This window comes from Streptomyces sp. Ru73 (assembly GCF_002920575.1).
GTDB lineage: Bacteria > Actinomycetota > Actinomycetes > Streptomycetales > Streptomycetaceae > Streptomyces.
In genome coordinates this window covers 1-11868 of sequence record NZ_PQSQ01000075.1, presented here as the reverse complement: position 1 = coordinate 11868, position 11868 = coordinate 1, and the positions used below count along the sequence as shown (strand labels likewise).

Annotated in this window: 11 protein-coding genes; 4 read left to right on the top strand and 7 right to left on the bottom strand. The window is 74.1% G+C overall.

Annotation, left to right across the window (positions count from 1 at the left end):
- Positions 1-144: 144 nt before the first annotated feature.
- The gene (locus C3486_RS26545; RefSeq protein WP_103835285.1) at positions 145-429 is read left to right on the top strand and encodes a chaplin; all 285 of its coding nucleotides are present in this window, start codon (positions 145-147) and stop codon (positions 427-429) included.
- Positions 430-524: 95 nt separating this feature from the next.
- Here C3486_RS26545 and C3486_RS26540 read toward each other — a convergent pair whose 3' ends face one another.
- Genes C3486_RS26540 through C3486_RS26520 form a run of 5 tightly spaced genes read right to left on the bottom strand, consistent with a single transcriptional unit; the run spans position 525 to position 6584 of the window.
- The gene (locus tag C3486_RS26540; protein WP_103835284.1) at positions 525-1565 is read right to left on the bottom strand and encodes a 2-hydroxyacid dehydrogenase; all 1041 of its coding nucleotides are present in this window, start codon (positions 1563-1565) and stop codon (positions 525-527) included.
- 37 nt (positions 1566-1602) lie between these two features.
- A complete protein-coding gene (locus C3486_RS26535) occupies positions 1603-2232 on the bottom strand; it encodes a histidine phosphatase family protein (protein WP_103835283.1) in 630 nt (209 codons plus the stop codon).
- The gene (locus tag C3486_RS26530) at positions 2229-3734 is read right to left on the bottom strand and encodes an FGGY-family carbohydrate kinase (protein WP_103835282.1); all 1506 of its coding nucleotides are present in this window, start codon (positions 3732-3734) and stop codon (positions 2229-2231) included. Before C3486_RS26530 ends, C3486_RS26535 begins: the two co-directional genes overlap by 4 nt.
- A gap of 1 nt (position 3735) precedes the next feature.
- Positions 3736-5238 carry an FGGY-family carbohydrate kinase gene (locus C3486_RS26525; RefSeq protein WP_103835281.1) on the bottom strand — a complete coding sequence of 501 codons (1503 nt, stop codon included), beginning with the start codon at positions 5236-5238 and terminating at the stop codon, positions 3736-3738.
- A gap of 2 nt (positions 5239-5240) precedes the next feature.
- On the bottom strand, positions 5241-6584 hold the full coding sequence (locus tag C3486_RS26520) for an MFS transporter (RefSeq protein WP_219822249.1): 1344 nt from the start codon (positions 6582-6584) through the stop codon (positions 5241-5243).
- A 285-nt stretch (positions 6585-6869) separates the two neighbouring features.
- On the opposite strand from C3486_RS26520, the gene C3486_RS26515 reads away from it, so the two are divergent.
- Positions 6870-7685 (top strand): DeoR/GlpR family DNA-binding transcription regulator, encoded by an 816-nt coding sequence (locus tag C3486_RS26515; protein WP_103835280.1) that lies wholly within the window; start codon positions 6870-6872, stop codon positions 7683-7685.
- Here the strand turns inward: C3486_RS26515 and C3486_RS26510 are convergent.
- Positions 7672-8637 (bottom strand): DMT family transporter, encoded by a 966-nt coding sequence (locus tag C3486_RS26510; RefSeq protein WP_103835279.1) that lies wholly within the window; start codon positions 8635-8637, stop codon positions 7672-7674. The genes C3486_RS26515 and C3486_RS26510 overlap by 14 nt on opposite strands.
- Before the next feature lie 208 nt (positions 8638-8845).
- Between C3486_RS26510 and C3486_RS26505 the strand changes: the two genes are divergently transcribed.
- Positions 8846-9448 (top strand): TetR/AcrR family transcriptional regulator, encoded by a 603-nt coding sequence (locus tag C3486_RS26505; RefSeq protein ID WP_103835303.1) that lies wholly within the window; start codon positions 8846-8848, stop codon positions 9446-9448.
- Between the two features lie 72 nt (positions 9449-9520).
- Here C3486_RS26505 and C3486_RS37480 read toward each other — a convergent pair whose 3' ends face one another.
- Positions 9521-10276: a GvpL/GvpF family gas vesicle protein gene (locus C3486_RS37480; RefSeq protein WP_181138707.1), complete on the bottom strand. Its 756-nt coding sequence runs from the start codon at positions 10274-10276 to the stop codon at positions 9521-9523.
- A 529-nt stretch (positions 10277-10805) separates the two neighbouring features.
- Here C3486_RS37480 and C3486_RS37000 point away from each other — a divergent pair.
- Positions 10806-11393: a hypothetical protein gene (locus tag C3486_RS37000; protein ID WP_146075066.1), complete on the top strand. Its 588-nt coding sequence runs from the start codon at positions 10806-10808 to the stop codon at positions 11391-11393.
- Positions 11394-11868 lie beyond the last annotated feature (475 nt).

The window sequence follows — 11868 nt, the reverse complement described above, 5'->3', positions numbered from 1 at the left end:
GACCGGGGGTACGCGGCTTTCCGTGCGTCCGGACAGGTGAAAATCGAAATACTGCGCAACTTCGGGCACAGCTCATCCGATAGGGGAAGGGGAGCGGCAGCACGGCCGCCCCTCACTCTTTTGCGGAAAGAAAGGCCATTTGGCATGTCACGAATCGCGAAGCTCACCGCACTCACGGCTCTTGCGACCACCGCCGTACTCGGCGCGGCGACCGGTGCCTCCGCGCACGACCACGGCTCCGGCGGCGCCTCCGCTTCCGCCGGCGCCGCGGGCTCTCCGGGCGTCCTGTCGGGCAACGTCGTCCAGGTGCCGGTCAGCATCCCGATCAACGCCTGCGGCAACACCGTCGACGTCATCGGCCTGCTGAACCCGGCCTTCGGCAACAGCTGCGCCGACAACACCCAGCAGCAGAACCACCACCAGGGCTGAAGCAGCACCCTGCCGCGCCTCCCCGTCCGGTGCTCCCAGCCCGGCACCGGACGGGACCGGCCGCCCCGCGGCCGGGGCCGGCATCCGGGCGCGGCTCAGCGCGCCGCCAGCACCTCCGGGTTGGCGCAGTGGGCCAGCGGCTCACCGCGGAGGAACCGGCCCACCTCGGCGCCCACGATCCGCGCCGCCTTGTGCGCGACACCCTGGCTGCCGCCCGCGATGTGCGGGGTCAGGACGACGCCGGGGGCGGTCAGCAGTGGCGAGCCGGCCGGCACCGGCTCCTCGGGGAAGACGTCGAAGCCGGCGGCGGACAGCCGGCCGGAGGCGAGCGCGTCGCACGCCGCGTCGTAGTCCAGCAGCGCGCCGCGCGCGCAGTTCACCAGAACAGCTCCCTCGGGCAGCAGGTCCAACTGCTTCCGCCCGATCATCCCGGTGGTCTCCTCGGTGACCCGGGCATGCAGCGACACGATGCGCGACCGGCTCAGCAGCTCCTCCAGCGACACCTGCTCGGCGACGCCCGCCAGCCGCTCCGGATCGGCGTACGGGTCGTGCACCAGCACCGTCGCGCCCAGCGCGAGGAGCACCTTGGCGACCCCGCTGCCGACCGCGCCGAACCCGACCAGCCCGACGGTCGCGCCCTCGATCTCGATGCCGCAGTTGTCGTAGTCGAAGTAGTCGCCGCGCCAGACACCGCGCCGCAGGTCGGTGTGGACGTCACCGAGACCGCGCGCCGCGGCGAGGATCAGCGCCAGAGTGTGCTCGGCGGTGGCCACGGCATTGCGGCCGGGCGCGTAGCAGACGGCGACGCCGTGCCGGGTGGCAGCCTCCAGGTTGGCGTTGACCGGACCGCCCCGGCTGGCACAGAACAGCTCCAGGTCCGGGCAGTTGGCGAGGATGCGCTCGGTGAGCGGGGCCAGCTGGGTGACGCACACCCGGGCACCCTGCAGCGCCTCGATCATCTCCTCCTCGGTACCGGAGGCCTCCTGGACCTCGGCGACCGGGCCGAAGGGGGTGTGCGGCCAGGGCAGCAGCAGCTCGCGCACCTCGGCGGCGCCGCCGGTCGCGGCGGTCACCTGTTCGGTGAGCAGGCGGGGCAGGACGAAGTGGTCGCCGGCGGCGAGGACGGTGGTGGACATGCGGATCGTTCTCCGTAGGTGCGGGTGCGGGTGCGGGTCAGTGGATGCCGGACGGGGACACGGCGGCACAGGGCGCGTTCAGGCGCAGCAGGGACGCCTGCCCGTCCTTCAGGCGCAGCTCGGTGAGGGCCCCGTTGTCCAGGGCCGGGAACACCGTGCGGTACGTGCCGAGCGGGATGCCCAGCAGGCGGCACAGCAGCAGGCGGACGAGGGTGGAGTGGGCGACGACCAGCACCCGCCCGTCCGGCAGCTCACCAGCGAGGGCGTCGAGGCAGGCGGCGGCCCGCGCGGCCGCCGCCGCCGGGTCCTCACCGCCGGGGAGGTGGTGGGCGACGGGATCGGCGAGGAACGCCGCCAGCCGCTCCGGGAATACCTCCCGCATCTCCGCGCGGGTCAGCCCGTCCCCGCGCCCGAAGTCCACCTCCAGCAGCCGCTCGTCGGTCCGCAGCGGCAGCCCGAGTGCGTGCGCCGCCGGTTCGGCGGTGAGCCGGGCCCGGGACAGCGGCGAGGAGACCACCGCGTCGATGCGGGCCCCGGCGGCCCACGCCGCCAGTTCGGCGGCCTGCGCGTGGCCCCGCTCGGTGAGGGCGACGTCGGTGCGCCCGGCGTAGCGGTTCTCCGCGTGCCAGACGGTCTCACCGTGGCGTACGAGAAGGAAGTCGGTCACTGCTGGGCCTTTCCCACGGCGTGCTCGGCCACCTCGGGGGCCAGCCAGCCGCGGTCGTTCAGGGCGTTCACGAACGCCAGGTAGGCGGGGCGGAAGCGGGCGGTGCGCCCGGGGTCGGGGCGGTGCGCGGTACGGACGCGGACCATCGCGGCGGCGGCCTCGGTGAGCGGGGTGCCGTCGGCGGTGGCGGCGAGCACGGCCATCCCGAGGGCGCCCTCGGCGTGCTCGGGCAGCGTCACGGTCCGGCCGAGGACGTCGGCGCGCAGCTGGTTCCAGTACGCGTTCCGGGTGCCGCCGCCGGTGAGCGTGAGCGGACCGTCGACGGGGGCGCCCAGATGGTCGAGGTAGTCGAAGCAGAGCCGTTCGAGGCAGGCGACGCCCAGCAGATGGGCGTGGAAGCGCTCCGCCTCGTCCGCCGGGTCGCCCAGCACGAACGGCCGGGCGCCGGGCGCACGGAAGGGGAAGCGTTCACCGCCGGAGCCGGCCAGTGGGTACGCCACCGCGTCGTGGCCCCGGCCTCCGGGCGCGGCGAGCCGGGCGGCCCGCGCGGTGAGGTCCGCCAGGTCGGCACCGGGGAACTCACGCGTCAGCGCGCCCGCACCACTGCTGGACGCCGCGCCGGGCAGCCAGGCGTCACCCGGGCCGCGGTGGCAGTAGACGAGCCCGCCCGGATCGCGGACCAGCCGCGGGCTCACGCCCTTCAGCACCAGCGTCGTACCGAGGACGGAGTTCCACGCACCGGGCGACAGGGCACCGGCACCGATCTGCGCCGCACAGCCGTCCGTCATCCCCGCCACGATCCGCACGCCCTCGGGAACGCCGGTGACCCGCGCGGCCGCGGCGCACACCGTACCGAGCACCGTCCCCGGCCGTACCACCTCCGGCAGCAGCGCGCCCGGCACACCGAGCGCGGCCAGCTCCTTCTCCGGCCAGCCCTCAGCGAGCAGGTGGTAACCGGTCTTCAGCGCATGGCTGGCGTCGCTCGCCACCTGACGGCCCGCCAGCCGCCAGGTCACCAGGTCCACCTGGTGCAGCAGCCGGGCGCCGGGCACGGTGCCGGCAGCCGAGTGCTCCAGCAGCCACAGCAGCTTCGGCAGCGCCCACGACGGCTGCACGGCCCGGTAGCCCAGCTCCTCCCACACCGCCGCGCCCACCTCGTTGACCCGCGCCGCCTGCGCGGCGGCACGCCCGTCGTCGTACATCAGGCCCGGGGTGAGCGGAGTGCCTGCCTGATCGGCCAGCAGGATCGTGCCGGACGTGCCGTCCAGCGCGAGCGCGGTCACGCGCGCCGGATCGACCTCCGCGAGCGCTTCGCGGCAGGCAGCGGCGAGCGCGCGCCACCACTCCTCGGGGTCCTGCTCGTGCCGCTCACCGGACCGGCTGCTGTGCAGCGGCCGGGAGGCGGCGGCGAGCACCCGGCCGCCGGCGTCCACGGCGACGGCGCGGGCGCTCTGGGTGCCCAGGTCGAGGCCGAGCCGTACCGGGTCGGGGTGGCGGGGCATGTCAGGACTCCTCCTTCGGTGCGTGCGGCTGCCAGCCGGCGTCCCGCGCCAGCGCGCGCCAGGACAGGAAGGCGGCGTACCGCTCGGTGTAGAGCGCGGCGCGCTCGGGATCGGGCTCCCGGACGGGGCCCAGGTGGACGTACGTGTCGGCGGCCCGGTGCATGCTGGACTCGGCCCCGGTGAGAACCAGCCCGGTGAGGAAGGCGCCCTTCGCGCCCAGCTCGGTGTCGGTGGAACGGGTGGTGGGCACGCCCGTGACGTCCGCGATCAGACCGCACCACGCGTCGCTGCGCGCCCCGCCCCCGCACAGCCGCAGCTCGCTGACCTCCGTACGGGAGGCGGTGAGCGCGTCCCGCAGCGTCAGCGACAGCCCCTCCAGCACACCCCGCGCGATGTCCGCCCGCGAGTGCTCCAGGCTCAGCCCCCAGAACGTGCCGCGGGCCCGCGGGTCCAGGAACGGCGCGCGCTCACCGGCGGGGGAGAGGTACGGCAGGAAGGCCAGACCTCGGGCGCCCGGCACCGAACGGAACGCCTCGGCGCACAACTCCTCGGCGCCGGACAGCCCGAGCACACCGGCGGACCAGTTCAGCACCTCGGTGCCCGACAGCGTGGGGAACGCCCGCAGCACGCGCTCCCGGCCCCGGTAGGCGATGTTGATGCCGCTCGGCTCGCCCGCCGTGTCAACGGCCGTGCGCACGACCTCGGCACACAGCGTCGTACCGAGGATGGCGCACGCCTGCCCCGGATTGACCACACCGATGCCGCGCGCGGTGGCGGCGATGTCGTACGGCGCCATGACCACCGGCAGCCCGGCGGGCACACCCAGTTCGGCGGCGGCCGCCGCGGTGATCTCGGCGATCCGCCGGTCGTCGCCGACCACCTCGGGCAGCAGCGGCTCGGCCCACCGCAGCCCGAAGAGATCGATGACCTCCTGGTCGTAACGGCCGGTGGCGTGGTCGAGGAACGGCGCCGAGGCGTCCGACTCGTCGATCACCCGCTCCCCGGTCAGCCGCAGGAACAGCCAGCCGGCGGCGGTCAGCGCGGTGCGGGACCGGGCCAGCCGCTCGGGATCGTGCTCCGCGAGCCAGGTCAGGATCGCGTTCGGCAGGCCCGCGAAGGTGAGCGAACCGTTGCGCCGGAACGCGTCCGCCAGGACCCCGTCACGCTGCCACCCCGTGACCGTGTCCGCGGCCCGCCCGTCGGACCACAGGACCGCTGGCCCGGTCGGCCGCCCGGCCCCGTCCACCAGCCAGCAGCCGTCGCCCTGGGCGGTGAAGGTGACCAGCCACACCGGCTCCGCTCCCCGGTCCCGCACCGCCGCGACCGCCTCCCGCACGGTCGCCACCACCGCGTCCCACACGGCGTCCATGTCCTGCTCGGCCCAGCCCGGGTGCGGCCGGTCGACCACGGTCGCGCGCCGGGCGACCGCCACCTCGTGGCCCCCGTCGTCGTAGACCACGGACTTGATCAGCGAGGTCCCGACGTCGATGGAGAGTACGGACATGCTCACACCCCTTCGGAGGCGCCGACGGCGGACGGTGCTGACGCGGGCACGGCCCCGGGCGCCCCGGCGCCCCGCTCCGCCGGCGTCCGCAGGCACAGCGCCAGCACCCCGCTCAGCGCGTACAGCCCGGCGAAGATCCAGATGACACCCTGCACGCCCAGCGGCCCGAGGAAGACCGCCACCAGCGCGGGACCGACGAACGTGCTGGCCCCTGCGCCCAGATTGAGCGCCGCCATCGCCTGGCCCTTGTGCTCCGGCGCCAGCGACGGCATCAGCGCGGACAGCGGCACGTACCCGGCCAGCGTGGCACCGAACAGACCGGCCACCAGCAGACACAGCCCGTACTGCCCGCCGAACGCCGTCGGCACGTAGTACAGCAGCAGCGACGTGACCGTACAGCCGAAGCCACCGCACCAGGCGACCGTGCGCCGCCAGCCGATCCGGTCCCCGAGCGCGCCGAACAGCAGGTTGAAGACGATGTTCACCGCGAACATCACCGACAGCAGGCGCAGCCACTGCGCCAGGCTCAGCCCGATCGTCTGCGTGAAGAAGGCCGGCAGACAGACCAGGAAACCGAACTCCGGCACCGTATTGATCATGCGGACCACCGCACCGGCCCCGATCCGCGGACTGCGCACCAGCAGCGCCAAGCTCCCGAACAGCGTGGCCAGCGGCCGCTCCCCGGCCGGCGCCAGCCGCGCGAAACCGGTCCGCTCCCGGACGAGCAGCAGCGCGATCAGCCCGCCCAGCACCACCAGACCCAGCGCGAACCACAGGGTGCGGTAGGCACCGACCTGCGGCACCAGGAAGCTCGCGACGAGCGAACCGAGCGTCGGCAGCCCGCCGGTGAACGCGAACCAGAACCACCCGACGGCCGTCCCCAGCCGCCGCTCCGGCGCCGTCGCCGCGATCCACACCAGGAACCCGAAGGCGAACAGCGGATAGCCGATACCGCGCAGACCGTAGCTCAGGAGCAGCAGCGGATAGTTCATCGAAGGCACCGCGATCGCCAGCAAGAGCACCTGGAACCCGATCCAGGCACCGAACCCCGCCATCATCACCCGGCGCGGCCCCCACAGGTCCGACAGCGCGCCGGAGAGCCACGCGGCCACCGACGCGGTGATGCCGTACACGGTGAACAGCATCGCCACCCGCTGCGCCGACAGGCCCTCCTGCGTCAGATACGGCGACAGGTACCCGGACTCGACACCGTCACCGATCATGAAGACGAGGACGCCGAGGAATCCCCACGCCAGCCCGCGCGGGATGCCGAGCCGGTCGGTCCAGGCCGGCCGCCGCCCGGCGAGCTGCGGCGGCCCGGACGGTCCAGGAGCGTTACTGGCCACGAGGCACCTCTTCCAGTCGTACGGGGCGGCGGCGCCCCTGACCGACGCCGCCGGGCCCCTCGGGAACCGATGCAACGCGGGCCGCGCGGAACCGGTCAACGCCTCCCGGCCCACCTCTCGCGAGCCGGCCCGGCCACCGGGTGAAATCCACCGGCGGCACACCGCCCGCTCGCGGGCTTAACATGGCCGCAACGCGGCGTGAGCTCGGCATTTCCGCGCTGACCTGGGGCGCTGACCGAGGACCGCCGTGTGAGATCCGCGTGAAGTTAACGAGAGGTTCCCGCAGTGACCGAGGACGACGGCAGCACGCCCGGCGGCGCGGCACGGCGGGAAGAGGTCCAGCACGAGCGGCGGCAGCGCATCCGCGAACAGGTCGCCGCCGAAGGCTTCGTACGCACCGCCGAACTCGCCCGCCAGTACGCGGTCAGCATCATGACCATCCACCGCGACCTCGACGTCCTCCAGGCCCAGGGCTGGCTGCGCAAGGTACGCGGCGGCGCCTCCTCACTGCCCTCCCTGCTCTTCCACGGCGACCTCAGCGCACGCATGGCCGCCATGAACGCCACCAAGCACCGGCTCGCCCGGGCCGCGCTCCGGCTGCTCACCCCCGGCCAGACGGTCATGATCGACGAGTCCACCACCTGCCTCGCACTGGCCCAGCACCTCACCGAACGCGGCCCGCTCACCGTCATCAGCAACTTCCTGCCGGTCATCAAACTGCTGGCCGGCGAGCCCGGCATCAGCCTGCTCGCGCTCGGCGGCGCCTACTACCCGGCGTACGACGCGTTCCTCGGCCCGCACACCGCCGACGCGGTCCGCTCCTTCCGCGCCGATGTGCTGTTCATGTCCACCACGGCCGTCACCGGCGACACCTGCTACCACCAGTCGCAGGAAACGGTGCAGGTCAAGCGGGCTCTGATGGACCGCGCCTCGCGCCGGGTGCTGCTGGTGGACCACACCAAGTTCACCCGCAGCGGCGTCTACGCGCTCGCCCCGCTCACCGACTTCGACACCGTCCTCGTCGACGACGCCCTGCCCGTCACCGAACTCCGCCGCCTCCGCGACCTCGGCGTCCCCGTGACGACGGTCAGCGGCGGGTGACGCCTGGTCCGCAGTAGCGCGAACGCTCGGGAGGCGGCTCCGGGGCCCTGGCACCGTCCCGGCGTGGCACCGCGGCGGGCCGCCCCGCACCCCGCTGTACGACGACGACCGCGACCAGTCCGAGCGCGAGCCCCGCAGCGGTCCGCACGGAGAACGGCTCACCGAACATCAGGGCACCCCACACCGCGGTGACCGGAGCCATCAGGAACATCAGCGTGTTGACCGCCGTGACACCCCGGCGGCGCAGCACCAGCCAGTACAGCCCGTACCCGCCGAACGTCGCGAACACCACGAGCCAGCCGACCGCCAGCCAGAACGACGCCTCGGCCGGCGGCACCGCCGCCCCCGTGCACAGCGCCAGCACCGTGAAGACCACGGCACTGGCCGCGCAGTGCACGGTCAGCGACACGGACGGCGCGACCCGCGTACCCGAACGGCCCTCCAGGAAAGTGGCCGCGACCAGCGCCAGCATGCCGAGGAACGGCACCGCGTACGCCCACCACGGCACACCCCCGGCCGCCCCCGCCGACCCCGCGTCCGCCAGCGTCACCACGGCGACCCCCGCCGCGCCCAGCCCCAGCCCGAGCCACTGCCGCCGCGAGACGTACTGGCGCAGCAACGGCCCCGCCAGCGCGCCCGCGACCAGCGGCTGCACCCCGTCGATCAGCGCCGTCGTGCCGCTGGAGACCCCCAGCCCGATCGCCGCGTACACGCTCAGCAGATAGCCGCTCTGCGAGAGCACGCCGATCACCGACTGCCGTAGCAGTTCGCGCACGGTCAGCCCCCGCCACGCGGCCCGCCGCACGGCGGCGGCCAGCAGCAGGACGACGGCGAGCGGCAGGAAGCGCCACATCAGGATCGTGACCGCCCCGGCGCTGCCCGCACCGAGCTTGGCCCCGATGAACCCGGAACTCCAGGTGAGCACGAAGGCGGCCGAGAGGAGGAGGTTCATGGGGGCCTCCGGGGTCGAGTTCGAGTGCACGGGCGTCGGTCCGGTCCGGCGCGCGCGGGACGTGCGTGAAGCCGGCGGCGGGTATACAGACCGGTATACCTCGCTGACTCGACCGTACTATACAGATCGGTATAGTGGAGGGGTGAGGACGAACGAGGTGGAGACGAACGGGAGCGCGGCGGACACGGCAGCGGCCGCACGCATCCCGATGACGCCCGGCGCCCGGCGCGTACGGGACGCCGCTGCCCGGCTGTTCTACGAACGCGGCATCCACGCGGTCGGCGTCGACCTCATCGCCGCCGAGGCCGGCGTCACCAAGAAGACGCTCTACGACCGCTTCGGATCCAAGGACCGGATCGTCGCCGAGTACCTCGCCGACCGCGACGACCGCTGGCGCACCTTCCTCGACGAACGCCTCGCCGCCACGTCGACAGAGTCAGCGGCCCGCATCCTGGCCGTCTTCGACGCCTCACGGGACTGGGCGCGCGAACACAGCGCACGCGGCTGCGGCATGATCAACGCGCACGCCGAGATCACCGACCCCGCCCACCCCGCGTACCCCGTGATCACCCGCCAGAAGGCATGGATGCTCCGGCTGTTCACCGGCCTCACACACGAAATCGCCCCGGAAGCGGCCGAGCAACGGGCCCGCACACTGCTCCTGCTCCACGAAGGCGCCCTGGTCACACACGGCATGGGCGTCTTCCCCGACCCCCTCGGCCACGCCCGCGGCCAGGCGGCGGAACTGCTCGCCATGTGGGGCGCGAGCACTCGGCCGAGCGGCCGGGGTGCGCCCCAGGAAGGCCGGTAGTCGAGAAGGCCGGTAGTCGGGAAGACCTGCTGGTCGGCGAGGGCGTGTGGGGCTGCACCGCTGCGCCGCGGCTCAGCCCGGCAGGTCGGGCAGGTCCGGCAGCCGGTCCGGCTCGGCGAAGGAGTACGGGGCCCACGGGCCGGTCAGCTCGATGTGCAGCTCGGGACAGCGGGCCACCACCCCGCCCACCGTCTCGGCGAACGCACCGGCCTCCTCCCTGGGCACCAGATACGCACTGTCCAGGACCTTCCGGCCGTGCGGATAGGGCGCGGCGGAAATGGGCGAGGTCCAGTAGGCCGAGGCCGCCGCACCACGCGCCGGGCCGGAGTCCTGCGGGTGGAACACCCGGCTGCACTCGGAGACGTCCGCCAACGCCTCGTGCGCCGCGCGGGCCAGCCGGTCGGCGGCGTATTCCGTACCGCCTGTCACGGCCTCCGTGGCGCTGCCCGCCGCACCGCTGCCCGCCACCTCGTCCGCGTACGCCTTGACGCCCCACTCCAGCCGCCCGTCCAGCCGCGTCAGCAGCTGCTCGTACAGGCCGGCACGCTCGGCGAGCGCGCGGCGCACCTCGGCCTCGTCCCGGTGGACCGTACCGAGGCGCAACGGCAGCACGCAAACCGTCGCGGCGGCCTCGTCGACGACCCTGCGATGCGCATCGGCCGCAGCCTGCGCGACGTCCTCGGCGAAGCCTTGCGGGGCGGTGCCGGTGGTGCTGCCGACGGTGTCGGAGGGGCCGACGACTGCGGCCGACGGGGCCGCAGGGGACTCCGCGGCCCGCGAGGGCTCCGGCGCACCGCACACACCGCACACCCCGTCCGTACTGCTCACATCCCCCGCACCGCACCCGCCATCGTCAGCAGGCCCACCGTGACCGTGTGCTCTGTGCGGAACGGACACCAGTGCGGCCACCGGCCCCTCCGCCACCGCGACCACCGCACCGCCGCCGACGCCCGTGAGCCCCGGCCGGGGCCGGAACCCCCTGCGGACGACGCCGTGCGCGTGGAGCGGGCCATGATCCCACTGGTGCGGGGAGTTCGCATGCGGACGCGCGGTCACCACCACTGTCCTCTCCGGGCGTTCTCGCGTTCGATTCCTGGTGCTCCGAGTACCGGCCAGACGGCGGCGCAAACCCACCGGCACGAAGACGCTTCCCGAGCGGAGGCGCGGCCCGCGCGCGGACGGGCTAGCCTGCTGACAGGGCCACTCGGCGGCCGAAACGTGAGCAACAACGCACTCATATGCGCTTTTCCCCGCCCCACGCCCGGCACTTTCCGCCGAAAAGGGGGTAGCCGGACTACAGGGACACGGGGGAGCACGGGGAACAGAGGAGCGTAGCGAGCCGAGGGAGGCGGCAGCCATGCAGCACATCGGCGGACGGTGGCGGTGGCGAAGGGGTCCGCTCCGCCGCAGATGGGACGTGCTGGACGCCTGGCTCGGGCTGCTGACCGCGCTGGCCCTGCTCCTCGGCGTGCCGGCCGTGGGGATCTCCGTCGGCCTCAGCGCGTACGGGGCGCAGCGCGCCGAGCGCGCCGAACAGCTCGCGGAGCGTCGCGCGTTGACCGGCCGCCTGCTCGAGGCCGTACCGGCCGACCCCTCCATCACCGGCTTCGCCTCGGGGCTCGACCGGGTGCCCGCGAAGGTCCGCTGGACGGGACCCGACGGACGGCGGCACACCGGCACGGTGGACGTCGAACCGGGTACGCGCAAGGGCGCGGCGGTCACCGTGTGGACCTACCGTGACGGCCGGCTCGCCGACGCACCCCTCAGCACGGCCCAGGCGGCGGACGACGGCGTCGCGGCCGGCCTCGGCTCAGGGATGGCGCTCGGCTTCGCCCTCCTGGCCGTCCGCTGGGGCGGCCGCCGCTACCTCGACCACGTACGGCTGGCGGGCTGGGAACGCGAGTGGGCCCAGATAGGACCGCGCTGGCGCCGCAACCACATCTGAGCCGCCCGGCCGGCCGACCGGCGTGAGGCCGGAAGCGAGGCACGGGGGTGCGGTGCGGGGGAGCCGGGCGCGGGGCGCGGCCGGAGCGTGTCGGCGCGTGCGCGGTGACGTGTCGCGGCGGGTGACGCGTGGTGTGGTGGTGTGCGTTGGCGGGTGGTGTGGTGTCGGCGCGTGGTGCGGTGGCGTGTGCCGGCGGGTGACGCGTGGCGCGGTGACGTATGGCGGCGGGTGGCGCGTGGGGCGGTGACCTGTGCCGGCGGGTAGCGCGTGGGGCGGTGACCTGTGCCGGCGGGTAGCGCGTGGTGCGGGTGCGGGGTGGCCGGGGGGGGCGCCCCGAGGCGGCGAGTCACCGACCGCGTACGCGACCAGGCCGCACGCCACCGACTTCCGTAAGCGCAACCCCACGCGCGTCCGCCCGCCCTTCCGTCCACCCATCCGCCCGCTGATCCATGTCGCGGGCACCGGGCGCCGCGCG